At 71.0% G+C, this 23,521-nt stretch carries 25 protein-coding genes and 1 pseudogene; 14 read left to right on the forward strand and 12 right to left on the reverse strand.

Annotation, left to right across the window (positions count from 1 at the left end; translation table 11 throughout):
* Positions 1 to 124 precede the first annotated feature (124 nt).
* From ABZ622_RS03810 to ABZ622_RS03820, 3 genes are all read left to right on the forward strand, one after another.
* Positions 125 to 715, forward strand: a complete 591-nt coding sequence (locus ABZ622_RS03810; RefSeq protein ID WP_360539978.1) for a hypothetical protein — start codon at positions 125 to 127, stop codon at positions 713 to 715.
* A gap of 118 nt (positions 716 to 833) precedes the next feature.
* Entirely contained in the window at positions 834 to 2,186 is a 1,353-nt protein-coding gene (locus tag ABZ622_RS03815) for a Dyp-type peroxidase (protein WP_360539980.1), read from the forward strand.
* Between the two features lie 55 nt (positions 2,187 to 2,241).
* Positions 2,242 to 3,372: a catalase family protein gene (locus tag ABZ622_RS03820; RefSeq protein WP_360539982.1), complete on the forward strand. Its 1,131-nt coding sequence runs from the start codon at positions 2,242 to 2,244 to the stop codon at positions 3,370 to 3,372.
* Between the two features lie 94 nt (positions 3,373 to 3,466).
* Here the strand turns inward: ABZ622_RS03820 and ABZ622_RS03825 are convergent, their stop codons facing one another.
* Positions 3,467 to 3,871: a hypothetical protein gene (locus ABZ622_RS03825; RefSeq protein WP_360539984.1), complete on the reverse strand. Its 405-nt coding sequence runs from the start codon at positions 3,869 to 3,871 to the stop codon at positions 3,467 to 3,469.
* Positions 3,868 to 4,551 (reverse strand): AAA family ATPase, encoded by a 684-nt coding sequence (locus ABZ622_RS03830; RefSeq protein ID WP_360539986.1) that lies wholly within the window; start codon positions 4,549 to 4,551, stop codon positions 3,868 to 3,870. The genes ABZ622_RS03825 and ABZ622_RS03830 overlap by 4 nt, the downstream gene beginning before the upstream one ends.
* Before the next feature lie 136 nt (positions 4,552 to 4,687).
* Here ABZ622_RS03830 and ABZ622_RS03835 point away from each other — a divergent pair, with 136 nt between their 5' ends.
* Positions 4,688 to 4,936 carry a hypothetical protein gene (locus ABZ622_RS03835; RefSeq protein WP_124717261.1) on the forward strand — a complete coding sequence of 83 codons (249 nt, stop codon included), beginning with the start codon at positions 4,688 to 4,690 and terminating at the stop codon, positions 4,934 to 4,936.
* Positions 4,933 to 5,175: a hypothetical protein gene (locus ABZ622_RS03840; RefSeq protein WP_124717262.1), complete on the forward strand. Its 243-nt coding sequence runs from the start codon at positions 4,933 to 4,935 to the stop codon at positions 5,173 to 5,175. Before ABZ622_RS03835 ends, ABZ622_RS03840 begins: the two co-directional genes overlap by 4 nt.
* 19 nt (positions 5,176 to 5,194) lie before the next feature.
* On the opposite strand, the gene ABZ622_RS03845 is transcribed toward ABZ622_RS03840, so the two are convergent.
* Positions 5,195 to 5,536 (reverse strand): hypothetical protein, encoded by a 342-nt coding sequence (locus tag ABZ622_RS03845; protein ID WP_360539989.1) that lies wholly within the window; start codon positions 5,534 to 5,536, stop codon positions 5,195 to 5,197.
* 115 nt (positions 5,537 to 5,651) lie between these two features.
* Complete coding sequence (locus tag ABZ622_RS03850) at positions 5,652 to 6,449, reverse strand: hypothetical protein (RefSeq protein WP_360539991.1); 798 nt, start codon at positions 6,447 to 6,449, stop codon at positions 5,652 to 5,654.
* A 186-nt stretch (positions 6,450 to 6,635) separates the two neighbouring features.
* Between ABZ622_RS03850 and ABZ622_RS03855 the strand changes: the two genes are divergently transcribed.
* Positions 6,636 to 7,646, forward strand: coding sequence for an aminoglycoside phosphotransferase family protein (locus tag ABZ622_RS03855; RefSeq protein ID WP_360539993.1), 1,011 nt, complete (start codon positions 6,636 to 6,638; stop codon positions 7,644 to 7,646).
* A 25-nt stretch (positions 7,647 to 7,671) separates the two neighbouring features.
* Here the strand turns inward: ABZ622_RS03855 and ABZ622_RS03860 are convergent.
* From ABZ622_RS03860 to mshA, 3 genes and pseudogenes are all read right to left on the reverse strand, one after another.
* A pseudogene (locus ABZ622_RS03860) lies at positions 7,672 to 9,434 on the reverse strand (glycosyl hydrolase family 28-related protein).
* Positions 9,435 to 9,632: 198 nt separating this feature from the next.
* Positions 9,633 to 10,199: a YbjN domain-containing protein gene (locus ABZ622_RS03865; RefSeq protein ID WP_360539995.1), complete on the reverse strand. Its 567-nt coding sequence runs from the start codon at positions 10,197 to 10,199 to the stop codon at positions 9,633 to 9,635.
* The gene (gene mshA, locus ABZ622_RS03870; protein ID WP_360539997.1) at positions 10,192 to 11,544 is read right to left on the reverse strand and encodes a D-inositol-3-phosphate glycosyltransferase; all 1,353 of its coding nucleotides are present in this window, start codon (positions 11,542 to 11,544) and stop codon (positions 10,192 to 10,194) included. Before mshA ends, ABZ622_RS03865 begins: the two co-directional genes overlap by 8 nt.
* A 157-nt stretch (positions 11,545 to 11,701) precedes the next feature.
* On the opposite strand from mshA, the gene ABZ622_RS03875 reads away from it, so the two are divergent.
* The 3 genes from ABZ622_RS03875 (at position 11,702) to ABZ622_RS03885 (ending at position 15,616) form a co-directional block, all read left to right on the forward strand.
* The gene (locus ABZ622_RS03875) at positions 11,702 to 12,478 is read left to right on the forward strand and encodes a class I SAM-dependent methyltransferase (protein WP_360539999.1); all 777 of its coding nucleotides are present in this window, start codon (positions 11,702 to 11,704) and stop codon (positions 12,476 to 12,478) included.
* A 237-nt stretch (positions 12,479 to 12,715) separates the two neighbouring features.
* A complete protein-coding gene (locus tag ABZ622_RS03880; RefSeq protein WP_360540001.1) occupies positions 12,716 to 13,789 on the forward strand; it encodes an NlpC/P60 family protein in 1,074 nt (357 codons plus the stop codon).
* A gap of 477 nt (positions 13,790 to 14,266) precedes the next feature.
* Positions 14,267 to 15,616 carry a fused response regulator/phosphatase gene (locus tag ABZ622_RS03885; protein WP_360540003.1) on the forward strand — a complete coding sequence of 450 codons (1,350 nt, stop codon included), beginning with the start codon at positions 14,267 to 14,269 and terminating at the stop codon, positions 15,614 to 15,616.
* Here the strand turns inward: ABZ622_RS03885 and ABZ622_RS03890 are convergent.
* From ABZ622_RS03890 to ABZ622_RS03900, 3 genes are all read right to left on the reverse strand, one after another.
* A complete protein-coding gene (locus ABZ622_RS03890; protein ID WP_360540005.1) occupies positions 15,598 to 15,945 on the reverse strand; it encodes a DUF2516 family protein in 348 nt (115 codons plus the stop codon). The two genes, ABZ622_RS03885 and ABZ622_RS03890, sit on opposite strands and share 19 nt — an antisense overlap.
* A 195-nt stretch (positions 15,946 to 16,140) precedes the next feature.
* Positions 16,141 to 16,785: a hypothetical protein gene (locus tag ABZ622_RS03895; RefSeq protein ID WP_360540007.1), complete on the reverse strand. Its 645-nt coding sequence runs from the start codon at positions 16,783 to 16,785 to the stop codon at positions 16,141 to 16,143.
* A 27-nt stretch (positions 16,786 to 16,812) separates the two neighbouring features.
* A complete protein-coding gene (locus ABZ622_RS03900) occupies positions 16,813 to 17,388 on the reverse strand; it encodes a helix-turn-helix transcriptional regulator (protein ID WP_360540009.1) in 576 nt (191 codons plus the stop codon).
* Positions 17,389 to 17,739: 351 nt separating this feature from the next.
* On the opposite strand from ABZ622_RS03900, the gene ABZ622_RS03905 reads away from it, so the two are divergent.
* On the forward strand, positions 17,740 to 18,819 hold the full coding sequence (locus tag ABZ622_RS03905) for a MerR family transcriptional regulator (RefSeq protein WP_360540011.1): 1,080 nt from the start codon (positions 17,740 to 17,742) through the stop codon (positions 18,817 to 18,819).
* 30 nt (positions 18,820 to 18,849) lie between these two features.
* Here ABZ622_RS03905 and ABZ622_RS03910 read toward each other — a convergent pair whose 3' ends face one another.
* Positions 18,850 to 19,473, reverse strand: coding sequence for a TetR/AcrR family transcriptional regulator (locus ABZ622_RS03910; protein WP_360540277.1), 624 nt, complete (start codon positions 19,471 to 19,473; stop codon positions 18,850 to 18,852).
* Positions 19,474 to 19,542: 69 nt separating this feature from the next.
* Between ABZ622_RS03910 and ABZ622_RS03915 the strand changes: the two genes are divergently transcribed.
* The 3 genes from ABZ622_RS03915 (at position 19,543) to ABZ622_RS03925 (ending at position 21,745) form a co-directional block, all read left to right on the forward strand.
* The gene (locus tag ABZ622_RS03915; protein WP_360540013.1) at positions 19,543 to 19,998 is read left to right on the forward strand and encodes a hypothetical protein; all 456 of its coding nucleotides are present in this window, start codon (positions 19,543 to 19,545) and stop codon (positions 19,996 to 19,998) included.
* Positions 19,999 to 20,119: 121 nt separating this feature from the next.
* Positions 20,120 to 20,743, forward strand: a complete 624-nt coding sequence (locus tag ABZ622_RS03920; protein WP_360540015.1) for a histidine phosphatase family protein — start codon at positions 20,120 to 20,122, stop codon at positions 20,741 to 20,743.
* 105 nt (positions 20,744 to 20,848) lie between these two features.
* Positions 20,849 to 21,745 carry a LysR family transcriptional regulator gene (locus ABZ622_RS03925; RefSeq protein WP_360540017.1) on the forward strand — a complete coding sequence of 299 codons (897 nt, stop codon included), beginning with the start codon at positions 20,849 to 20,851 and terminating at the stop codon, positions 21,743 to 21,745.
* A 106-nt stretch (positions 21,746 to 21,851) separates the two neighbouring features.
* Here ABZ622_RS03925 and ABZ622_RS03930 read toward each other — a convergent pair whose 3' ends face one another.
* Positions 21,852 to 22,628: an SDR family oxidoreductase gene (locus tag ABZ622_RS03930; RefSeq protein ID WP_360540019.1), complete on the reverse strand. Its 777-nt coding sequence runs from the start codon at positions 22,626 to 22,628 to the stop codon at positions 21,852 to 21,854.
* Positions 22,629 to 22,849: 221 nt separating this feature from the next.
* Here ABZ622_RS03930 and ABZ622_RS03935 point away from each other — a divergent pair, with 221 nt between their 5' ends.
* Complete coding sequence (locus tag ABZ622_RS03935) at positions 22,850 to 23,521, forward strand: HEAT repeat domain-containing protein (protein WP_360540021.1); 672 nt, start codon at positions 22,850 to 22,852, stop codon at positions 23,519 to 23,521.

The raw sequence follows: 23,521 nt of genomic DNA on the forward strand, positions 1-23,521 counted from the left end.
GCCCAGGCGTCCCGAAATGCGAGGCGGCGCGTCCCTGGTGAGGATTGATGTGTGAGGGCGATGGCGCCCCATGATCCGGGCGCTTGGTGAGCCTCGCATCGATCCGTGGCAGGAGAATCTCGCAATGACTGCGGCAACAGGTGCGACCCCATCAGCTCACCCCGAGCGGCCGGGCAGGTCGGACGGGGTCTGCAGCGAGTTCACCGTCTTTACCAAGATCAAGCCGGGCGAGGCCGACGCGCTGCGTGAGGATCTCACCTGGCTCGGCGACGCGGCGAATGACGAGAATGTCCATATGGCGCTGCGCCAGATCGGCACGCTGCATGACGCACGGCACGTGATCTTCGACAACGACACCCGGTTCATGTTCGCCAGCGTCTTCGACGGCTCCTGGGACACCTACATCGACGACTTCGCCCAGACGGTGGTCGGGGCCCGCTTCGACAAGGTCTTCTCGCACAGCGAAGGGTTCCCCGGCATCAAAGATCCAGGGGTCAAGGACTGGTTCCTCGCCCACCAGGAACCCGCAGGGGTCTTCGTCAGCGCCTACCCCGATCTGACCGTTCAGCAGATCTACAAGGACCACCGCGTGGACGACGCGTTCCAGGACGTGCTGGACACCGACGAGTTCCGGGCAGCGCTGGACAACCCGGCGAACGCCGAGCTGGTGGCCACCCCGGCCTTCCAGAAGCTGCTGGCGGAAGCCTCGGCCTAGAACCAGCACACAAACCAACTCTCGGAGCCGACCCCACATCCGTGGACCGCGTCGGCGGGCGCGGACCGGTCACTGCCGGGCTTTCCGGGCGGAGACCGATGTGGAGGCACAAGAGATCATGAATGCGACAGGAAGCAGCGGTCCGGCCGGCGTGCGCGTCGAGATCGACGACGTCCAGAGCGGGGCACTGCGTCCACGGCCGGTGCCCTACGAGGGAGAGTTCATCTTCCTGCGGGTCGACGACCGTCACGCCGGGCGCGCCCTGCTGCGGCGGCTGCTCCCGGTGACCTCGGGCGGTCTGCCCGGCGCGGACCGGAGCCAGGACGCGTGGGTGGCCGTGGCATTCACGTACCAGGGGCTGAAAGCCCTGGGGGTGCCCCAGGATTCGCTGGACAGTTTTCCGCAGGCTTTCCGCGAGGGCATGGCCGCCCGGGCGGAGCTGATCGGTGATGTGGGCGAGAGCTCACCGGCCCGCTGGGAGGCGCCGTTCGGAACGGGCGAGGTCCACATCGCGTTGAGCGCCCTCTCCTCGGACACGGCCCAGCTGGCCAGGGAACTGGAGCGGGCCCGGGTCGCCTACGAGGACACGCCCGGCGTCCGGGTGATCTGGCAGCAGAAGGTGCATCAGCTCCCGACCGGGCGCACCACCTTCGGCTTCCGTGACGGCATCAGCCATCCGAACATCGAGGGTGTCGGACTCCCCGGCTCCAACCCGCAGGAAACACCCATCAAGGCCGGCGAGTTCATCCTCGGCTACCCCGACGAGACCGGCAGCCTGCCGCCCATGCCCAGCCCCGACGTGCTGGGGCGCAACGGGACCTACGTGGCCGTTCGCAAGGTCCACACCGATGTGGCGGCCTGGCGCCGGTACCTGCGCGCGAACAGCTCCGGCGCCGAGGAGGAGGCGCTCCTGGCAGCGAAGATGGTCGGGCGCTGGCCCAGCGGGGCGCCGCTGACGCTGGCACCGGAGCACGACGATCCGGAGCTGGCGGCAGATCCGCACCGCGTCAACAACTTCCTGTACCGGGAGCACGACGATCGCGGCTACCGGTGCCCCGCCGGTGCGCACATCCGGCGCACCAACCCCCGCGACTCCACCATCATCGGCGACGCCCGGATGCACCGCCTCATCCGTCGCGGCACCACCTACGGGCCGCCGCTGCCCGAGGGCGTGCTGGAGGACGACGGTGCCGATCGCGGCCTGGTCGGAGCCTTCATCGGGGCCCACCTTGAACGGCAGTTCGAGTTCATCAAAGCCGAGTGGGTCAACGACGGCAACTTCATCGGCTACCCCGGCGAGAAGGACCCGGTGGCCGGCCATCACGGCGGAACCGGCAGCGTCACCATCCCCGAGAAGCCGGTCCGGCGCCGCCTGCGGAACCTGCCCGGCTTCGTGGTCACCCGCGGCGGCGAGTACTGCTTCCTGCCGGGCCTGCGTGCCTTGCGCTGGCTCGCCGAACTGGAGGACTGACGGCGATTCCCACCCCCTGAGATCCGTTCACGCTCTCCGAGGAGAGGTCGAGGTCATGCCAGCACAGTTCGTCCGCTACACGCCCGATGTCGAAGACGACGACCCGCACTTCGACCAGAACCTGCGGACGGTGATCGAGAAGACCGAGAGCTACATCGCCGAGTCGGTCGAGGCCGGTGGCACCGGACGGGCACTGCGCGACGCCCACGCCAAGGGCTACGGGCTGGTCCGGGGGGAAGTGGAGATCCTGGACGGACTGCCGCCCGAGTACGCCCAAGGGATCTACGCGACTCCGGGAACCCACGACGCGCTGATCCGCTTCTCCAACGGCTCGCCGCACGCCGGAGCCGACGCGCGGCTGGGCGCCGCCACCGGACTGGCGCTGAAGATCTTCGGCATCCCCGGCCCGACCCTGCTGGAGGACGAACCGGACACAGGCACCTTCGACTACGCCAACATCAACGGCCCGGTCTTCTTCTGCAACACGGTCGAGCACTACCTGTTCATCCAGGAGTTGTTCCTGAACGCGCCGTCCTACTTCGCCCGGGGCCGGCCCGGCGCACGTCGCTTCTTCACCGATTTCGTGACCGGAAAGGGAACCCTCGACCAGGACGACTGGGCGTGGGACGAGTTCCTGGCCTTCCTGCGTCTGTCGAAGACTCCTCCGGCGAACCTGCTGCTGTCGAGCTACTGGACGATGGGCGCGGTCCGGCACGGGGAGTACATCGCCAAGGTCCGCATCACCCCCGACCCGTCCTCCGCCGCCGCGGTGGTCCGGCGCGACATCGACCCGGCCTCCGCGCAGGAGGTCTTCCGGCCGGCCCTGCAGGCCGAACTGCGGGAGCGGCCCTACACCTTCGACATCCAGGTCCAGCTCTGCGCCGATCCGGAGCGCATGCCGGTGGAGGACACCACCGTGGAGTGGCCCGAGCAGCTCTCACCGTCCACCACCGTGGCGAAACTGCGGCTGCCGCGGCAGGACATCTCCGGCCCGGAGAACCTGGAGAGGATGGACGCGCTGTCCTTCACGCCCTGGCGGGTCACCGCCGAACACGCGCCCCTCGGCAACATCATGCGGGCCCGCAAGGAGGTCTACCGGCGATCCTCCATCGAGCGCCACAGGCTCAACCAGCAGCCGCGGACAGAACCCCGCAGCGCCGACGAAGTACTCGGCCCACCCCGATGAGGCCGGGGCGGCAGCCGCCGGCCCCGGGTGAGAGGGCCGGACGGTAGTCGCCCGGTCCCGGGTGAGGGGCCGGAACGGCAGCCGCCCGGCCCCCTCACCCGCCCTGTTCGCCCGGGGTGTCGCAGAGGCCGCCCGGTTCGGCGGCGAGTGCCTCGTCCCGCATGCCCGGCAGGGCGTAGCCCTCGGTCTCGTCCCACGGGACATCGAGGTCGTCCATGTGGACGTGCCACTGCGCTCCCCCGACGACGCGGCGCAGCTCGGTGACGGAGTCGAGCACATGGGCCGTCACCGGCAGCCACCGACCGGGGTCGCCGCCCGGCAGCTTTGTGGAGCCGGCGATGATCCCGTCGTCGTCACCCGGGCCGTACAGATACAGGCCCTCCTCGTCGTCGTACGGGAACGACTCCGCCCGCGCGGCGACCACGCGCTCGACGGCCGCCGACTCGGCTCCGGTCAGCGGCTGTGCCCGGCGGGCGCTGTAGTAGATGGAAACGCTCATGGTCCGAGCGTATGGCCGGGGTCTGACATCACCGGCCCGTCCAACACCCAGTCCGGCCCGTCCAACAGCCCGTCCTGTCCCAACGCCCGCTCCACGCGCCCCGCGAGGCCGTCCCAGGGGCGGCACTCGACCACCGGCAGGCCGTGCCGGGCCGCCTGGTCGGCGAGCCAGTGCGAGTACGCGGCGCTGACCTCCGCCCGGTGGCGCTGTTCGCCGCTGCCGGGTTCCCGGGCAGCGTAGTTGGCGGTGATCCGGTCCGGGTCGCCCTCGTGCAGGAACACCGCCCGCACCCGGCGACCGGCCGCCCGTCCCGCGCGGATCGCCTCCGCCGCGGCGGCCGGGGTGAGGTAGTCGCCCTCGATCACGGCGGGTACGTCGACGGTCAGGCGGTTGCGGACCACGCCCAGCACCGCGGGTTCGAGGGCCCTGGCGGTGGCGATCTGGAGGTCCAGCACCCGGTCGACGCCGAGCCGCGCCGTGTCGGGGATGTTCTCGAAGTGGTGGAGTGCGGGGTGGTGTTCGGCCGTCGTCATGGCCTCGACGGCGCTGACGACGTCGTCGAACTCGACCACGAACCCCTTCGACTCGCCAGGCTCTCCGGCCAGTTGGGCGGCCGCCCGGCTCTTGCCGACGCCCGAAGCCCCACCGATCAGCAATATGTCCCATGATGTCGCTGTCACCGGGCGAACGTATCGCGTGGGGTTGCGTGTTCGTCGTCGGCACTGGCGCTACGGTGTCCCGAGCACCGGCCCGCGCGACGGCGGAACCGACCGGACGGGCCGTGCGGAGGAAGCAAGGAGAGCGGGGAGAGCAATCATGGGCGAGCCCCTGAAGACCTTCGTCGGCGGCGCCGAGGTCGACGTGCCCAACAGCATTCCGGCCATCCGTGCCGCGTTGCCCGAGGAGAGACGCGAGGAGTTCGACCGCGCCATCAACGACGCGGGTGTGGGCGAGATCCAGGCGGTCATGCGGCACTGGATGCTGGAGGCCGTACCCGATCCGGAGGCCGAGAAGATCCTGGACCGACTGGCGCAGGACGAGGCCGAGAGGCGGAGCGTCGCTTGAGCTTCCGCATCTCCTACGCACCGCCCGCCGACGACTCCCTGGCCAAGATGCGCGACGGCGAGACCTTCCGCACCGAGATGGCCCGCACCCTGGGCCTCGACCCGTACGGACACGGTTCGTCGGCCGTCAAGAGCGAGCGCGACCGCCGCGAGGCGACCGTGGCCGGGGCGATCGTGCTCTATTACGTCTCCGGGTCCGTCCTGATCGTCACCGTGGTGAGGCTCGTCCCACTGCCCTGAACCGCCGGTGGCCCGACTCCTAGGAACCGGCCGGGACTTCGATGATCCGGCCGTCCTCGTCCACGCTGTGGGTCCGCCAGTACACGTCCCACTTGTCGTCCACGTGCTCGGGGACCTTGCCCTTCGGGTACCGGACGTACCCCTTCGGCGGGTCCTCGTCGTCGGGCACGCAGGCCGATCCGGTGGCCCCGATCGTCATGACCGGATACTCGCCGCCGCCGCAGATCGCGTCCTGCATCGAGCAGCCCGTGGCCAGTACCGCCGTGGTCACGGCGGCCAGGGCGAGCCCCGCTGCGGAACGGCTCGCGCGACGCCCGCGCCCCGCGGACGCCGCCCGGCCGATTCGACTGATCCCGTACATGGTCGCTCCTCGCTGCTGACTGGTACTACCAGCCTGCCTGGAGCACGAAACACCGATCATGAGTACGAATACTCACGTGCGGGGCGCCCGGTACTCGCCCGCCCCGCACCCGGCCCTACGCCAGCTTCGCGGCCTGCGCCTCGACCAGCGCGGTCGGCAGCTCGAAGTCCCCGCCGCCACCCATCGCGGCCAGGTTCATCGAGGAGAACGAGGCGAACGAGGAGCCCTGGCGCATGGCCACGAGCTTGAACTCGACCTTCTCCCCGCCCTGCTCCACCTGAACGGTCCAGGCGGCCGCCTCCTCGCCGCCCTTGACCTGCTCCTCGGTGATCTTGGCGACCTTCTGCTTCTCACCGGCCGCGGTGAACTCGAAGCCGCCGGCGCACTCGGTGGCCGCGGTGCGCAGCGAGGCGACCGACTCCTGCGCGCCCTTGCCGTCGTACGAACCGAGGGCCAGCTGCGTCGTCGTGATGTCGAACGCGGCCTTGAACGCCTCCTCGGCGTCCCCGCTGTCCTGCTTCGCCAGGTCGCCCTTCTTCGGCTCGCTGACGACCGTGCGCTTGGTGAACGCGCCCGGCTCGCCGATCTGCGCGCCCATCAGCGCATCCGCGAACGGGGCGCAGACCTTCTTCCCGGTCTTGATGTCGTCGACGGCGATCGTGTCCTTGGCCGCGGCCTTGGAGATCTTGTGGCCCTTGACGTCACCCTGGGCCAGCGCGGCCTTCTCCAGCTCGGCGGCGCTCAGCGCCTCGGCCGCGGGAGCGGCGGCCGCGGACTCCTTGCCCTTGGCGCCCGCCCCCGCGTCCCCCTTGCCGGAGGAACCGGAGTCCGAACCGCCGCATGCGGTGGCGAACAGGGCCAGGGACACCGCGGTGGCGGCAACAGCGGTACGGCGTATGGCGGTGGAACGCATTGGTCCGGTCCGTCTCTATGAGCAGGGTGTTCGGTTTTGCTCACTCTATGAGCAGAAATTGGTTTGATGATCAATCAAGTCGGGCACGGGATGCGATCGTGACGGCGCTGTGATCATCCTGTGAAGGCGCCGTCCGTGACCGCCGGGATCCCCACCGGAACCCGGCGCCGGGACACAATCGCTCCCATGCAGACAGACGGAACGACCTCGGCCGTATTCCGCTCCATCGGCCTGGCGGAGGACCGGATCGCCCGATGCGCGCCGCTCACCGGAGGCACGTTCAACACGGTCTCCCGGGTGACTCTCACCGACGGCGCCGACTGGGTGGTGAAGATACCGCCGCCCACGACCCCCGGAACCCTGATGGGCTACGAACGCGATCTGCTGGTCAACGAGGCCACGTTCTACACCCGCGCGGACGGTTCGGCACCGGTCCCCCGCGTCCTGCACAGCGAACTCGACCCGGCCGCGCCGACCGGCCCGTACGTGATCATGTCTGCCTGTCCGGGGCGGCCGTGGAGCGAGTTCGCCGCCGGCTCGCCGCCGGCCGCGGAAGAGCGCCGGCTCCGCGGCGACCTGGGGCGGATCGTCGCCCGGCTGCACAGCGTCACCAACCCGGGCGGCTTCGGCTATCCGTCCCTGGCGGTGGGGCCGTTGGTGCCGTCCTGGCGGCAGGCGTTCACCGCGATGACCGACGCCGTCCTCGCCGACGCGGACACCTACCGGGCCCGGCTGCCTCGCCCGACGGCCAAAATCCGCGCGCTGCTCGCCGCCGCGTCGCCGGTGCTCGACGACGTCGTACGACCCGCCCTGGTCCACTTCGACCTGTGGCAGGGCAACCTGCTCGTCGACGGCGGGCCCGGTGCGCGGACCGTCGGCGGGATCGTCGACGGCGAGCGGATGTTCTGGGGCGACCCGGTCGCCGACTTCGTATCGCTCGCCCTGTTCGGGAACATGGCGGAGGACGAGGACTTCCTCACCGGGTACGCGGACGGCGGCGGACGGCCGGTGGTGTTCGACGCGTCGGTGCGGCTGCGGCTCGCGCTCTACCGCTGCTACCTCTACCTGATCATGCTGGTGGAGACCGTCCCGCGCCGCGCCTCCCGGGAGGACCTGGAATGGGCGTGGACACAGGTCGCCCCGCAGCTCGAATCGGCCCTGACGGACGTGGAGTCGGCGCTGCGGACCGGGGACTGAGCCGCGGCGCCCGCTCCCGTGGGCCTCAGCCGGCCAGGGCCCGCTGGGCCTCGTACAGATTGGGCGGCCACACCGCCTCCGGGGTGCCGTACGCCTCCAGCCTGGTGTGCAGATCGCCGGTGAAGTCGGGGACGTCGATCTGGTCGAACTCCGTGACCTCGCTGATGCCGGCCGTCGCGCTGTACGGGGCGAGCCCGTCGATCCGCATCAGGCCCGCCCGGCCGTTGGTGACCCGGATGTTCCAGTGCGTGAAGCGGGCGCCGAAGAGCGGCCCCGCGCTCGCGTCACCGCCGTGCCGCCCGTTGTTCTCGACGGTGATGTCGGTGCGGACGTTCGCGAACGGCATGCCCCGGTGCGAGTCGAACGTCCCCATCTCCATCAGCCCGCGCGACCAGACGTTGTGGCTGGACAGGCCCTCGACGTTGATGCCGTGCAGCTGCGCCCCGGCGGGCGCCGGTACGGTGCGCCGCTCGACGGTGAAGTCCTCGATCAGGTTGTCGTGCGAACCCTCGCGGCAGTAGTACGGATGGTGCGAGCCGCGGCCCGCGACCCGGGTGCGGCGCAGGGTGCAGGCCGAGGCGGCGATCAGGCCGAAGCCGTTGTCGATGTGGCGGACGGTGATGTCGTCGGCCCAGCAGTCGTACGCGCACTGGAACGCGACGCCGTTGTACCCCTTGTCGAGCAGATGCGGCGACTGCGGGGTCTCGACCGCTTCGAGCGTGAGGCCCTCGACACCGGAGCCGGTGAGCGGGGTGACGAGCGTGGTCAGCCGCGGATCCCACTCGGGCCGCACGTCGAGCGGGAGCGGGCGTTCCAGCGTGACCCGGTGGCCGTGTACGGAGGTGACACGGACCGGCCACTCGTAGGGGACGTACGAGGTCAGCTTGGACTTGTCGTCCCAGTGGTACGCCTCGGGGCCGGGGCCGCCGCCCGCCATGTGCTCCAGGAGCGTGTGGCCGGCGTCGTCGGCGAGGCGGAGCAGTACGAGTCCGCCGCGCCGCAGCCCCGTCGTGTCGTCGACGGTGATCGAGCGGACGCCCCGGCGGGCGGGGGCGACGGTGGTCAGGGTGCGCCACTCGTCGCGCCGGTTGCCGGTCCAGCCCTCGAAGGGCCAGGACTTCGCCCGGATCGCGTCGGTGAGCGAGGCCCAACGGTCCTGCGGGCAGAGGGGGAGGCTCGGCACTGAGGGCCGCCGGCCCAGGACCAGCTGGACTTGTCGCCGCCGTACCGGCTGCTGTACGCACCGATCAGCTCGGTGAGGTTTCTGGTGGCGTACAGCTTGGTGCGCCCGCTGCCCGCGCCGCGCACCACCACGTCGCTGTGGCCGATCCGGATGATGTCGTCGATCCGGTACGTGCCTTCGGGGACGAGCACCGTGCCGCCGCCGCGCTCTCCGGCTGCGGCGATGGCACGGTTGATCGCGGGGGCGGCGTCGGCGGAGCCGTCGGGCTTCGCGCCGTGGCGCCGGACGTCGACGACGAACCCTCGGCCGGTACGACGGGGCGGGCGGGAGCCGCCACGGTGGCCGGCCCGGCCGATGAACGGGATCTGCGGGTGGGTGAACGGGGCGGCGGCAAACTCCCGCCAGAGCGGGGCGGCCGCCCGTGGGGCACCGGCCGCGGTCCCCCGGGCGGCAGAGGCTGGGCCGCCGGCAGCGGCGGTGGCGAACGCCGGGCCGCTGCCTGCGGCGGTGGCGCCGACCGCCGTCGCGGCGACCGCCACGGCACCGGCCAGCAGCCCGCGCCTGCTGATGTTCCCCTCGTTGTTCTCGATGAATCCGATCGCCATGAATCCGAGCCGCCTTCAGCTATGTGAACGACGTTCATATCTGCGTCGGCGGCGAGCATGCCACGGCTTCCAGGCACGCCGAAAGAGGCGTGCATCGGGGAATCTCCGGGCGGCAATCCTCAGGCGGTGACGGTCAGACGGTGCGACGACAGACGGGCGGCGCGGCGACAGACAGGCCGTGATGGGCAGGCGGGCCGGTCAGTCGGTTCGGTCGGCCGGGCGTTGGGTCAGATGCGTGAACGCGTCCAGGTTTCGCGTGGACTCGCCGCGCGACACCCGCCACTCGTACTCCTTGCGGATCGCGCTCGCGAAGCCCAGCTCCAGCAGGGTGTTGAAGGAACCGTCGGCCGCTTCGAGAACCGTGCCGAGCAGCCGGTCCAGCTCCTGCGGGGTGATCACGGAGAGCGGCAGCTTGCCGACCAGATAGATGTCGCCGAGCGGGTCGATCGCGTAACTCACGCCGAAGAGACGGAGGTTGCGCTCCAGCAGCCAGCGGTGGACCGCGGCGTCGTTCTCGTCCGGATGCCGGACGACGAAGGCGTTGAGGGAGAGCGAGTGCCTGCCGACCCGCAGCGAGCAGGTGGTGGACAGCTTGCGCGTGCCGGGCAGCTTGACGACGTAATCACCCGGCTCGGGGCTCTCCCATTCGAGCCCGGCTTCCTTCAGGGTCGCCTCGATGACCTGCGCGGCCCGCACCGTCGCCGCTTCGGACGGTGCCGCTCCGTCGGGAACGTCAGCGGGTACGTCAGCGGGTACGTCAGCCATGGTGCGAGCGTACGCGACGGCGGTGTTCGTACATCGCGGCCGTGTACACGTCGGCCGTCGCCGACGCCGCCGTGTCCCAGCCGAAGCCCTGGGCGTGCGCGGCGGCCGCCGCACCCATCCGGGCGACCAGCTCCGGCGCGTCGGCGAACCGGGCCAGCGCCTGTGCGTACGCCTGCGGGTCGTGCCCGGGTATCAGGAAGCCGCTGACCCCGTCCCGCACCGCCACCGGCAGTCCGCCCACGGCCGCCGCGACGACGGGGGTGCCCGCCGCCTGCGCCTCTATGGCGACCAGGCCGAAGGACTCGCTGTGCGAGGGCATGACCAGCACCGAAGCGGCCCGGAACCAGTCGGCGAGCTGCTCCTGCCCGACCGGCGGCTGGAACCGTACGACGTCGGCGATGCCCAGCCGCGCCGCCAGCTTCTGCAGCCCCTCCGGCTTGGCGAGCCCGCTGCCGCTGGGGCCGCCGACGACCGGTACGACCATCCGGGAGCGCAGCGTGGGGTCGCGGTCCAGCAGGACGGCGACCGCCCGCAGCAGCACGTCCGGGGCCTTCAGCGGCTGGATGCGGCCCGCGAAGAGCGGGATCAGGGCGTCCTTCGGCAGCCCGAGGCGGGCCCGCGCGGCGGCCCGCCCGTCGGCGGGGCTGAAACGGTCCAGGTTGACCCCGGGGTGGACGACGGCGACGGACCCGGGATCGGCCTCGTAGAAGCGGACCAGCTCGTCCGCCTCCCCGGTGGTGTTGGCGATCAGCCGGTCCGCCGCGCTGACGATCTGGGTCTCGCCGATGACGCGGGCCGCCGGCTCGGGGGTGTCGCCCTCCGCGAGCGCCGCGTTCTTGACCTTCGCCATGGTGTGCATGGCGTGGACGAGCGGGACGCCCCAGCGCTGGGCGGCGAGCCAGCCGACGTGGCCGGAGAGCCAGTAGTGGGAGTGGACGAGGTCGTAGTAGCCGGGGCGCTGGCCGGCCCACGCCTGCATCACACCGTGCGTGAAGGCGCAGAGCTGGGCGGGCAGCTCCTCCTTGGCCAGTCCCTCGTACGGCCCCGCGTCGACGTGCCGGACCAGGACTCCGGGGGCCAGCTCGACCGCCGGTGGCAGCCCGCCGGTGGTGGACCGGGTGAAGATCTCGACCTCGATGTTGATCGCGGCGAGCCGCCTGGCCAGCTCCACGATGTAGACGTTCATCCCGCCCGCGTCGCCGGTGCCCGGCTGGTGCAGCGGTGAGGTGTGCACGGAGAGCATCGCGATGCGTCGGGGCTTGCGGTGACCGCCGGGGAACGCGGCGGGGAACCTGAGGCGCGGTGCGACCCGGCTGCTGCCGAGCCGGGAGACGTACTGACTCACGTCGTCCGGTCCTCCTCACTCAGGGCATGACGGCCGGGGGACCCGAGCCCCTGCGAACGGCTCCAACAGCGGAATCTCTCCTTTCATTCCGCTTTACCAAAACATTGCGGTGCGGGTGCCGCATCTCCGCCCGCCGCGAGATCGTTACGCTCGCTTCATGCGCCCCATCGGCACCGCGACCCGCGGGACCACCAACCCGAACCGGCTCCGCCGCATGGACCGCTGGATCGCCGCCGCCCACGGCCCGGCCCTGCGCCGCGCCGACCGCCCCGTAGCCGTCGACCTCGGGTACGGCGCCGCGCCCTGGACCGCCGTCGAGCTGCTGCACCGGCTGCGTACCGCCGAGCCGCGCACGGCCGTGGTCGGCATCGAGATCGACCCGGAGCGGGTCGCGGCGGCGAAGCCGTACGAGCGCGAGGGCCTGACCTTCCGGCACGGCGGGTTCGAGATCCCGCTCCCCGAGCGCCCCGACCTGATCCGGGCGGCGAATGTGCTGCGCCAGTACGACGAGGGCGAGGTCGCGGCGGTCTGGCGGCGGCTGTGCGCCCGCCTCGCGCCGGGCGGGCTGCTGGTGGAGGGCACCTGCGACGAGATCGGGCGCCGGCACGTCTGGGTGGCGCTCGGGCCGGAGGGTCCGCGCACGGTCACCTTCGCGACCCGGCTCGCCTCCCTGGACCGCCCGTCCGACCTCGCGGAGCGCCTGCCCAAGGCGCTGATCCACCGCAATGTTCCGGGCGAACCGGTCCACGCGTTCCTGCGGGACTTCGACCGGGCGTGGGCCGCGGCGGCCCCGTACGCCTCGCTGGGCGCCCGGCAGCGCTGGATCACCGCGGTGCGGGCGCTGTCGGACGACTGGCCGCTGGCCGACGGGGTACGGCGGTGGCGCCAGGGCGAAGTCACGGTGAAATGGGCGGCCCTCCGGCCCAACCCATGACCCAACTCGCGCTGAACAGACGCGGGAAGACCGGGTACGGGGAGGCGGACGGGAACGCGGACGGGGCATCGTTCGTCCAGAGAGAGGGAAGCCGGGGAGGCGAGGAACGCCGATCCGCGTGTGCGACCGTCAGGACGGCGGCCGTGCGCCCCTGTTGCTTTTCGGTACGGCATGGCACGATCTCGACATCGGCGAAAAGTTACTGACGGTAAATCAGATTCATTCGGGGGGAATCTCGTGAACCGACGTCACTGTGCCTCGGCCGCGATCACTCTGGTCTGCGCGCTGACCGTGCTCATCACGCCGGTCCAGGCCTTCGCCGAGCCGGCGCAGCCATCCCCTTCCGACGCGAGGTCCGCCGCCGCCAAGGCGCCGAAGAAGAGCCTCGAAGAGGTGCGCAAGGAGATCGACGACCTCTACCGCAAGGCAGGGGCGGCCACCGACGCGTACAACCTCGCCGAGGAGAAGGCCGAGAAGCAGTCCGGCGAGATCGTGAAGCTGGCCCGCGCGACAGTCGTGGGCCAGTCGAGGATCGCCGAGCTCAAGAGCCAGGCGGGCGCCCAGGCCCGCGAGCAGTACCGCACGGGCGGGCTGCCGCCCGGTGCCCAGTTGATGCTCAGCGACGACCCGCAGCTGTTCCTGGACGGGGTGAACCGGGTCCGGGAGGGCCAGCATGCCGCGCAGGGCGTGCTCGGCGAGCTGACCAGGACCCAGCAGGACCTGGAGACGTACACCAAGGACGCGAGCACCAACTGGAAGAAGCTCGAAGCCAACCGGATCAAGCAGGCCAAGGCCAAGAAGAAGATCAACGCCCAGATCGCCGCGGCGAAGAAGCTGGAGTCCCGGCTCAAGAAGGAGGAGCGGGCCCGCCTCCTCAAGCTGGAGCAGGAGGCCGCGTACAAGCAGCAGACCGCCTGGCTCAGCTCCGGTGCTCTGAAGGACATCAACCGCGAGGCGAGCGCGCGCGGCAAGGAGGCGGTGGCCTTCGCGACCGCGCAGATTGGCAAGCCGTACGTCTGGGGCGCCGAGGGCCCCAGGTCGTACGACTGCTCGGGCCTCACGTCACAGGCCTGGGCGGCGGCGGGCCGGCCGATCCCCCGCACCTCGCAGGAGCAGTGGCGGCTGCTGCCGCACATCGCGATCAAGGACATGCGCCCCGGCGACCTGATCATCTACCACAGTGACGCCAGTCACGTGGGCATGTACATCGGCGACGGCGCGATCATCCACGCCCCGCGCCCCGGCCGCAACGTCACGCTGGCGGGCGCGGGCTCGATGCAGATACTCGGGGTCGTACGCCCGGACAAGTAGGCGCCGGGGGTGCGGGCGTGGGGTGCAGGGCGGCGCGAGGCGTGCGGTGCGAGGCGTGTGCTGTGAGGTGTGCGCTGTGAGGTGTGCGCTGTGAGGTGTGCGCGACTACCGGCGCGGGCTTCGCGGGGCTTCCGCGCGGATGCCCCGAGCACACCCCTGGGGGTGCCCCTCGCGGAGGCGCTCCGCTCCGCGCCGCCACGCCGAGCAGCTCCGAACACCCCGTACCCGCACGGGCGTGACCCGCGCCACCCGCCGTCCACCACCCGCGTGACCTTTGTCATGTCCGGATAGCCACCCCGGGCCCGGCACATCTCGCCGGATCCGTGACCTCACGCGGCTTATGACTGTGCATATGCCCCAGGCCAATCGCGGAACGCCATTCCGTTCCACCGCCACGGCCCGCTATCGTCCCCGTCTGGCGGATCGTCGATCGTCGGTCCGCCGCGCCCTCGGGGGGAGGGAAGGAAACCCGAACCGATGCCCGTACCCGTACCGCAGCAACGCGCCGAAGCCGCTGCGGAGGCCTCCCACGGCGCCGACCTCACCCTCCTGGTGATCGAGGACGACCCGGCGGGCACCTTCACCGTCCCCGAGCTCCAGGCCGCGGCCGGCACGAGGGTGCGCATACGCACCGCCCGAAACCTCACCGAGGCGGGCCGGCTCCTCACGGACGACGTCGACTGCATACTGCTGGACCTGGCCCTGCCGACCGGCAGCGAGACCCGCGCCTCCGGAGCCGGGGACGCGGCCGGACCCGACGGGCTCGCCACCCTCCAACACGTCCTGCGGATCGCCCCGGGCCACGCCGTCCTCGCCCTCACGGCACAGGACGACACCGCGCTGGCCGCCGAGGCGGTACGGGTCGGAGCCCAGGACTACCTCTTCCGCGACGAGCTCGACGGCCGGCTGCTCAGCCGCGCCATCCGGTACGCCGTCGAGCGCAAGCGCGCCGACGCGGCCCAGCTCCGGCTCACCGAGTCCACCCTGCGCGCCCAGGAGAACGCCCGCCTCGAACGCGGGCTGCTGCCGACGCCGCTGCTCGAAGGCTCCGATCTGCGCTTCGCGGCCCGCTACCGCCCCGGCCGCAGCCGCGCGCTGCTCGGCGGGGACTTCTACGACACGGTCCGTACGCCCGACGGCACCGTCCACGCGATGATCGGCGATGTCTGCGGGCACGGTCCCGACGAGGCGGCGCTCGGCGTGGAACTGCGCATCGCGTGGCGGGCACTGACCCTGGCCGGGCTCTGCGGCGACGAGCTGCTCTCCACCCTCCAGCAGGTCCTGGAGCACGAGCGGGAGAGCGAGGAGATCTTCGCGACGCTCTGCACCGTCGACATCGCCCCCGACGGCCGGCGCGCCGGGCTCTGTCTGGCGGGCCACCCCGCCCCGCTGATCGCCCGGCAGGGACGGGCCGCGCACCTGCTCCCGTACGAGGACGGCGGCCCGGCCCTCGGCCTGCTGCCACGCGCCCGGTGGCCACGCCGGCAGGTGGATCTCGGTGGCACCTGGAGCCTGATGATGTACACGGACGGGCTGATCGAGGGGCGCGTCGGCCCGGTCGGCACCCAGCGGCTGGGCCAGGACGGCATGGTCGCGATGATCAACCGGCAGCTGGCGGAGGGGCTGGCCGGCGAGGATCTCCTGGAGGCCGCGGTCGCCCAGGTGCGGGAGCTGAACGGCGGCGAACTGACCGACGACGTCGCGGTCCTCCTGCTCGACCGCGACCAGAACGCCGTCCGCCGCCGGACCCCGCACGGCGAACGGGACCGGAGCGCCGCCCGGTCCCGCGCCACGAACCCGGCGAAGGCTCAGCGCCCGCCGTTGTAGGGCCCGTACGGCCCGTCGCTGCTGGAGCCGCCGCGCCGGCCGCTGCCGCCGCCCGAGACCGCCCGCAGCGCGGGCCGTACGTCCACCAGGAAGACGATGGACGCGACCACGCCCGCGATCTGCAGGAACAGCACCGACATGTAGAGGCTCAATACGTTCACGCCGACGGCGATGCCGAGAATGAGCAGCCAGAAGGACTTCTTCTGCTTGTCCGCGGCCCGGTAGGCGTCCTCACGGGCCATCGCGGCCATGATCAGCGCGACCACCGCCAGCACCAGCATGGCCACGTAGAGCAGCGTGATGAATGTGCTGAATCCTGTGAGCAACATGGTGTGCACCGCCTAATGAATGGATGAGCGCCTCGCGGCCAAGGTACCGGGACAACGGGCCGGACACCCCGGACGGTGCCCGGCCACGCCCTGCCACACGCCTGTCGGCGCCACAGCGCCGCCGTGGGGGTGCCGTGACGCCGACAGTCTCCTGCTTCTACCGCTACCGCTACTTCTGCCGCTACTTCTCTTCTACTACTTCGCGCTCGGCGGAGTGGTCTTCTTCGCGACGGGCTTGCGCGCGGGCGCCTTCTTGGCGGGCGTGGCCGGGGCCTTGCTCGCCGGCTTGGCGGCCTTGGGCACGGGCTTCGGCGCCGGTGCGGCCTTCGCCGGACCGGGCTTGGCGGCCGGCTCGGTCCTCGTGGCGCCGGTCGGCTTCGACTCCTTGCGCGGCTCCACGACGACGGCGATCTCGACGATCTCCTCGGCCGTCTCGCCCCGCCAGTGCTTCACGGTCTGCTCGCCGCGCTCGGCGACCTTCTCGTACGTCTCCCGGGCCCGCACCGCGTACTCCGCGGCCACGCCCAGGCTCCGCAGCGCCAGGTCCTGAGCGTTCTCGCCCAGCTTCCGCAGATCGCTGTCGAACGACCCGATCACCTCGGTGACCTTGGCCTGCATGGTGGCCTGCGCCTCCTTGGCCTGCGAGGTCACCTTCTCCTGCACGGCCTTGGGGTCGGTGTTGCGCACGGCCTCGATACGCTCCGGCGCCTCGGCACGCAGCTGCTCGATCAGCGCCGGGACCTTGCGCGCCTGCTCGACGGCGAGGTCGGCCGTACCGGCGGCGAAGTAGAGGGGGGTCGGGTCGGTGAGGGTCTTGCGCAGGTCATCGGTGATGGCCATGACTGTGGTCCTCCCGGATCATCAGACTCAGTTTGAGGGTTTCTCAGGCTTTGAAGGCGCGGAGGGTGTTGAGGGCGCGGAGGGTATGGAAGACGTCGAACGCTCCGAAGACGCCGAACGCTCCGAAGACGCCGAACGCTCCGAAAGCGTCGAGTGCTCCGAAGCCGCGCCGGCACCGCCGCCGTCCGCACCGGCGTCGGGCCCTGACTCGTCGCCGGTCTCCGATCCGGCGGCGACGCCGGATTCCGGTCCGGGCTCGAACCCGTTCTCCTTGCGGAAGGAGTCGTAGATCTGCAGCAGCACGCTCTTCTGCCGCTCGTTGATGGACGGATCGGCCAGAATCACCGCCCGCGTCTCCAGCTCCTCCCGCTCCCGCTCGTCCAGAATCCCGGCCCGTACGTAAAGGGTCTCGGCGGAGATCCGCAGCGCCTTGGCGACCTGCTGCAACACCTCGGCGCTCGGCTTGCGCAGCCCGCGCTCGATCTGGCTGAGGTAGGGATTGGACACCCCGGCGGCATCGGCGAGCTGCCGCAGCGACAGCTGCGCGTTGCGCCGCTGCTCGCGCAGGTACTCACCGAGATTGCCGACGTTGAGGGATGCCATACCCCGATGGTGCGCCACCCTTGCTAACTTTTGCAAGCAGGCGCTTGCAAAAGTGCGCCACGCCACTCGCACGGCCCACGCCGACTCGGCGGGCGCTCGTCGGTGAGGGCCGTTGAGCAAGTCGTGGTCGGTGCGATGCGGCGTCGTGGTCGGTGCGATGCGATTCCCTGCGGCCCGAGCGGCGGTTCCCCGCCTTTCGCGGCCAGGGCGATGTCCGTCCGTATCGACCGCTGCACGGAAGAACAGCATGCGGGAGAACAGCGGCCGATCCCCGATCGTTGACCTTCCCCCTGGGGGAAGCCACAGCATCGGTGGGGCCGGGCAATGTGCCCGGCATGAGGAGGAGCGAGCATGGGGTTGCTGACCATCGGGGCGTTCGCGAAGGCGTCCCGGCTGTCACCGAAGGCGCTGCGTCTCTACGACGAACTCGGCCTGTTGGCCCCCGCTCGTATCGACCCCACGACCGGATACCGCTTCTACGCCCCGGAACAGCTGGAGCAGGCCCGGCTCGTCGCCTGGCTTCGCCGCCTGGGGATGCCGCTGGCGCGCATCCAGGGCGTTTGCGGACTGGAAGCCCACGAGGCGGCCCAAGAGGTCCGCGCGTTCTGGGCTCAGGTCGAGGCCGACACCGCCGCACGGCGAGATCTCGCTTCCTTCCTCATCGGCCATCTGTCCTGGAAGGACCCCGCCATGTCTCCGACCGCCAAGCCTCTGGGAATCCGTTACGCCGCTCTGTCCGACAAGGGCCTGGTCCGCGAGAGCAACCAGGACACCGCCTACGCCGGATCCCGCTTGCTCGCCGTCGCCGACGGCTTCGGCCCTCAAGGGGCCCCCGCCGGCGCGGCCGCCGTCGACGCGCTCAAACGCCTCGAAACGGACGGCATCCCGGCAGGCGATCTCCTCAACGTCCTCGAAGACGCCATCGACCAGGCCAAGCAAGCCGTGCATCGCGTCGCCGGGACCGCCCCGTCTTCCGAGGAAGCCGGCACGACTCTCACCGCGATGCTCTGGACCGGATCACAGCTGGCCCTCGTCCACATCGGCGACTCCCGCGTCTATCTCCTGCGCGGCGGAGAGCTGTTCCAGATCACGCAGGACCACACCATGGTGCAATCGATGGTCGACGAAGGACGTCTCAGCCCGGAAGAGGCCGCCTCCCACCCTCAGCGGTCGCTGCTGATACGAGCCCTGGGCCGGGGAGCCGACGGCACCCCCGACGTACGCCTCCACGACGCCCGGCAGGAAGACCGTTACCTGCTCTGCTCCGACGGCCTGTCGGCCGTCGTGCCGACGGAAGAAATCCACCGGGTGCTCACCGACACCGGGGAGCCCGAGCAGGCCGCCCGCGAACTCATCGCCCTCGCCAACGGCTCCGGCGGCCCCGACAACACCAGTTGCGTGGTCGCCGACGTCATGGAGCTCCGGCAGTAGGAAGGAGCGGCATGCACTTCGAGTTGCACCTCACGACGTGTCCGCGTCGTGATCGACGAGGGACATCCCGGATGCCAGGGCGCGGGCAGTGTCGGCGAAGAACTGCTCGTCGGCGCCAGGGGCGAGGCCGAGAGGGATGCCCTGGCCGAGGCCGACGAACAGCGCCCTGAGCGCCGTGGCCAGGCGCTGTGCCTGTTGCGGCGTCACGGTGCCTCCGTTGTGCGACCTTCCGGTGAACACCGCGATCAGATGGGCCTCTTGCGCCCGGATGGACTCGGCGAGCCGGGACCCCAGGTCCGGGTCGTGCAGGGCCATGTCCAGCAGGGTGATCTGGAGGGACAGGCGAGGCAGCGCGTCCGGGGCGTCACACATACGCCGGTACTGCCGGGCGAAGGCGTCCACCGCTTCCAACAGACCGAGTCCAGCGGGAACCGCCCGCTCGATCTCTTCGTAGTGCGGCCGCAGGTAGTCGGCGACCACCGCGACCACCAGGCCGTTCTTGCTCCCGAACAGTGAGTAGATGGCGCCGGTGGTCACATCTGCGCGTTCGGCGATCTCCTCCAGCCTGGCCCGGTACCCGTCCCGGGATACGACCTGGAACGCGGCGTCCAGCAGGGCGCGACGGTTGCGCTCCTTGGCCTCCGCTCTCGTCATTCTCATAGCTTCATTATTACCGTAATCTCATTACGGAACTGGTGGGGACAAGTTTCGAGGAGGACGCACATGGCCCAGGTCGTGGCATCGCGGGTGACCCGTCAGACGGTGGGCGCCGTCGCCGATGGCGCCTTCAAGGTGCTGCTCGGCGCGGTCGGCATCGCCGGTGCTGCCCCGCTCGGCCGGTTACTCGGCACGCCGGTTTGGCTGATGGCCCTCTCGGGCGTGGCCCTGCTGATCGGCGGCGGCATCGAGATCGGATACACGCGCAGTCGGTCGATGCGCACGTACACCCGGCTCATGCTCGCCTACGACAGCGGCTGGGTGCTGGCGGCTCTGGCAGGCTTTCTGATGGCGCGACAGGGCAGCGGCGCCGGGGGTGAAGTCTGGTTGGGGTACCAGACGGCCGCCCCCATTCTGTTCGCCGTACTGCTGATCGCCGCTCCCCCTGTCCGCGTTCCGCCTGCCCGCATTCCGCTCGGACCGAGGCGCCCCGGGTCGGAAACTCACACTGTCTCAACCTGAGCAGGACCGGACAGGGACAGCCGCGACGGAACCATGGCGGAACTACGACGGAACTATGTGCGAAGAGCTCCGCGTCCATCCCTGACATACGAGATCACGAATGGCGACGGAGACACGCGACATGACGGACACAGCCGCTCGGTACCTTTACCTCGCTCGGCACGGGGAAGCGTCGGCGGATGAGACGACCCTGACGGAGAGCGGCCGGCGCCAGGCCGTTCTGCTCGGTGAACGGCTCCGGAGCGCCCCGCTCTCGGTGATCCACCACGGGCCGCTGCCCCGGGCACAGCAGACGGCCCAGCTGATCGGCGCACAGCTCGACGGCGTCCCGCTGCACCGGACGGAGCTGGCCGGCGACTACGTCCCCTACCTGCCGACGAAGGAGGAGCTGCCGGCGGACGCGGCCGACGCCTTGCTCGGCTTCCTGGCCCAGGTCCCGGAGGAGGAGCGCGATCCCGGTCCGGCGCTGGCCCGGAAGGCACTCGCGGAATTCACCGGCACGGTCGACGGGGACCGCCCCCGCCATGAACTGGTCGTCACGCACAACTTCCTCATCGGCTGGCTGGTCCGGGCCGCCCTCGACGCGCCCGAGTGGCGCTGGCTGGGCCTCAACCACAGCAACGCGGCGCTGACGGTCATCCGCTACGCACCCGGCAGGCCGTCCACCGTGCTGTTCCACAACGACATGGGGCACCTGCCCGCGGAACTGCGCTGGACCGGCTTCCCGCCCGAACTCCACGCCTGACCCGGCTGCCGGGCGGCCCAGATCGTCCGGCCGTCGGGAATCTTCGGCGGCGGCACCGGGTTCCTTGCTACTACAGCGATGACGACGACGGGGGGGCGGGAGCCGATGAGCCTTCGTCAGTTCGAGTACGCCCTGGCCGTTGCCGAGGAGGGCTCGGTGACGGCGGCCGCGGAGCTGCTGCACGTCGCTCAGCCATCGGTGTCCCAGCAGATCCGCGGCCTGGAGCGGGAGCTCGGCGTGGAGCTGTTCGCCCGCACGCCGACCGGGCTGGTGCCCACCGTGGTCGGCCGCGCGTTCCTTCGGGAGGCCGAGGCCGCGGTGAGCGCGGCTCGGCGGGCGAGGGCCACGGCGCGGGCCGGCGCCGACGAGCTGGTGGGCGAACTGGTGGTCGCCGTCCAGATGGGCTTCGGTACGCGGCAACTGCCTGGTGCACTCGGCGCGTTGCGTCGCCGCTTCCCACGGCTGGAGGTCACCGTCTTCGAGGAGCCGAGCTCCGCCGAGCTGGAGCGGCTGTGCCGCCGGGGCGTACTGGGTCTCGCCCTGATGGCGGCGTGCGAGCGGAGCCCCGCCGACGCCCACCACCTCGGCGACGAGGAGTTCGTCGTGGTGGTGGGCGCGGGACACCGGCAGCTCGCCGCGGACCGGGTCGAGCTGCGTGAACTGGACGGGGAGCCGTGGGTGCGGTTCGACCGCGACAGCGCGCTCGACGGCGTGCTGCTGAACGTACTGCGGGAGAACGATCTGACCCCGGCCACGGCCGCCCGCGCGTCCCAGACGGCGACGGCCGTGCGCTGGGCCGCCCACGGGCTGGGGGTGACGCTCGTCCCGGCCTCCGCGGTGCCCCACGGTCACGAGCACCTGGCACGCCCGGTGTTCCCGGCCGTGTCCCAGCCCGTCATCGCCGTGGTCCGGCCCGGCGCGGGCCCGGCGGAATCGGCCCTGCTCGAACTTCTGCGCAAGGAGACCTGGTCCGGTTCCGTTTTCTCCTCACCGGCCGCCTGAGGACCGGAAAGGGACGGGCGCCGCCGAATTCCCCCGGGAATTCACGCCACTTCTTCAGAAATTACGTCAGCCCCTCGGAAATTACGCCAGCCTTTCGGGAATTACGTCAGCCCCTCGGGAATTCACCGCCGTCCACGACTAGATTGCTCCCGGTCAGCCAGCCCGCCCGGTCGGACACGAGGAACAGCACCGCGTCCGCGATGTCGTCGGGCCGGCCGTCGCGCCCCAGCGGGACGGTGGCGTCGGCGCCGACCTGGCCCGGCGCCGTGTCCAGGCGCGCCCACTGCTCCCGTGTCTCTTCGCCGCCGGGGGTGGCGACCCTGCCGGGAGTCACGGTGTTGACCCGGACTCCGAACGGGGCCAGTTCCAGGGACAGCCCCCTGCTGTACGTCTCCAGCGCCGCCTTCGCCGCCACGTAGTGCAGGAACGGTCCCACGGGGGTGCGGACCGCGGCCGAGGAGACGTGCACGATCATCCCCGAACGCCGCTCCCGCATCCCCTGGACCAGCAGCGAGTCCAGCCGTACCGACGCCAGGCAGTTCAGGTCCAGCGCGTCCTGCCACTCCTCGTCGGGGATGGCCAGGGCGCCTGCGTGGGGCCGCGCCCCGCCCGCGTTGTGGACCAGGATGTCCACCCCGCCGAGCCCCTCCCGCACGGCCTCGGCGACCGTCTCCGCCCCGGCCCGCGTCCGCACGTCGGCCGCCACGAAGGAGGCCCCTTCGGGCACCGTGCCCGTCGCGGACCTGGCGGTCGTGAGCACCTCGGCGCCCGCGTCCAGCAGTTGGCGCACCACGGCCGCTCCGATACCGCGGGAACCACCTGTGACCAGGGCCCGCTTCCCCTCGAATTCCCGCGTTCCCGATCCATTTCCGATTGTGGGCATGCCACCGGTCCTCTCGATCGCATAGTCGTCCGCCCGGCGGAATGAGGAAAGTGACCGCCTCACCGAGCTGTTTCAAGGTACGTACGGAAAAGAGCGAGAGGCAAAGACGAAATACCAGCGGACGCCATAGGGAATTCCTATGGGCGTCCCGTGCGCAGCGGACGCCGCTTGACCTTGACACTGTGACAGGGCCTTCACTGCTTGCCGAGGAGGTGGTCCTGATGGCGATCACGGAACAGGACACGGATGTGGTGCGGGCGCTCGGGGCGCTGGAGGACGGTGATGCGTCCGTGCGGCTGCGGGCCGCCATGGCGGTCGGTACGGCGCCCGACCCGCGTTTCGTCGACAAGCTCGTCGAGCGCTGCGCGATCGAGCCCGAGTTCTTCGTCCGCGACATGCTGACCTGGGCGCTCACCCGCCACCCGGTGTCCCTGACGCTCCCCCCGCTGGTCCTCGAAGTCCGCTCGGAGCACGCGCAGGCACGGAGTCAGGCGCTGCACACGCTGTCCAAGATCGGGGACCGGCGGGCGTGGCCGGTGATCACGCGGGCACTGCTGACCGACGCCGACGACGAGGTGGCGCGGAGCGCCTGGCGGACCGCGGCCGTACTCGTACCGGAGGGCGAGGAGTCCGCCCTGGCCGCGGTGCTGGCGACACAGCTCGGGCGTGGCCGGCGGGAGACGCAGCTGAGTCTCAGCCGGGCGCTGATCGCGCTCGGCGAAGTGATCGTGCCGGCCCTGCACGCGGCGACGGCATCCCCCGACCCGGGCACGCACGCGCACGCGCTCGCCACCCGGCGGCTGCTGCGCGACCCGGACACCGGGTTCGAGTTCGCCATCGAGGAGGCGAAGCGCGTCGTGGCCCTCGGCGGGTCCGGCCGGGAGGGACGATAG

It is taken from the genome of Streptomyces sp. NPDC007164 (assembly GCF_040634135.1).
In the GTDB taxonomy this organism is placed as follows: domain Bacteria; phylum Actinomycetota; class Actinomycetes; order Streptomycetales; family Streptomycetaceae; genus Streptomyces; species Streptomyces sanglieri.

Coding starts and splice junctions, on each gene's coding strand:
- ABZ622_RS03855 (WP_360539993.1), top strand. CDS start 6,636: ATGCAGACAGACGGAACGACCTCGGCCGTATTCCGCTCCATCGGCCTG.
- ABZ622_RS03915 (WP_360540013.1), top strand. CDS start 19,543: ATGGCCCAGGTCGTGGCATCGCGGGTGACCCGTCAGACGGTGGGCGCC.
- ABZ622_RS03845 (WP_360539989.1), bottom strand. CDS start 5,536: ATGTACGGGATCAGTCGAATCGGCCGGGCGGCGTCCGCGGGGCGCGGG.
- ABZ622_RS03835 (WP_124717261.1), top strand. CDS start 4,688: ATGGGCGAGCCCCTGAAGACCTTCGTCGGCGGCGCCGAGGTCGACGTG.
- ABZ622_RS03815 (WP_360539980.1), top strand. CDS start 834: ATGAATGCGACAGGAAGCAGCGGTCCGGCCGGCGTGCGCGTCGAGATC.
- ABZ622_RS03865 (WP_360539995.1), bottom strand. CDS start 10,199: ATGGCTGACGTACCCGCTGACGTACCCGCTGACGTTCCCGACGGAGCG.
- ABZ622_RS03825 (WP_360539984.1), bottom strand. CDS start 3,871: ATGAGCGTTTCCATCTACTACAGCGCCCGCCGGGCACAGCCGCTGACC.
- ABZ622_RS03935 (WP_360540021.1), top strand. CDS start 22,850: ATGGCGATCACGGAACAGGACACGGATGTGGTGCGGGCGCTCGGGGCG.
- ABZ622_RS03910 (WP_360540277.1), bottom strand. CDS start 19,473: ATGACGAGAGCGGAGGCCAAGGAGCGCAACCGTCGCGCCCTGCTGGAC.
- ABZ622_RS03905 (WP_360540011.1), top strand. CDS start 17,740: ATGGGGTTGCTGACCATCGGGGCGTTCGCGAAGGCGTCCCGGCTGTCA.
- ABZ622_RS03850 (WP_360539991.1), bottom strand. CDS start 6,449: ATGCGTTCCACCGCCATACGCCGTACCGCTGTTGCCGCCACCGCGGTG.
- ABZ622_RS03875 (WP_360539999.1), top strand. CDS start 11,702: ATGCGCCCCATCGGCACCGCGACCCGCGGGACCACCAACCCGAACCGG.
- ABZ622_RS03890 (WP_360540005.1), bottom strand. CDS start 15,945: ATGTTGCTCACAGGATTCAGCACATTCATCACGCTGCTCTACGTGGCC.
- ABZ622_RS03925 (WP_360540017.1), top strand. CDS start 20,849: ATGAGCCTTCGTCAGTTCGAGTACGCCCTGGCCGTTGCCGAGGAGGGC.
- ABZ622_RS03885 (WP_360540003.1), top strand. CDS start 14,267: ATGCCCGTACCCGTACCGCAGCAACGCGCCGAAGCCGCTGCGGAGGCC.
- ABZ622_RS03930 (WP_360540019.1), bottom strand. CDS start 22,628: ATGCCCACAATCGGAAATGGATCGGGAACGCGGGAATTCGAGGGGAAG.
- ABZ622_RS03900 (WP_360540009.1), bottom strand. CDS start 17,388: ATGGCATCCCTCAACGTCGGCAATCTCGGTGAGTACCTGCGCGAGCAG.
- ABZ622_RS03895 (WP_360540007.1), bottom strand. CDS start 16,785: ATGGCCATCACCGATGACCTGCGCAAGACCCTCACCGACCCGACCCCC.
- ABZ622_RS03920 (WP_360540015.1), top strand. CDS start 20,120: ATGACGGACACAGCCGCTCGGTACCTTTACCTCGCTCGGCACGGGGAA.
- ABZ622_RS03810 (WP_360539978.1), top strand. CDS start 125: ATGACTGCGGCAACAGGTGCGACCCCATCAGCTCACCCCGAGCGGCCG.
- ABZ622_RS03820 (WP_360539982.1), top strand. CDS start 2,242: ATGCCAGCACAGTTCGTCCGCTACACGCCCGATGTCGAAGACGACGAC.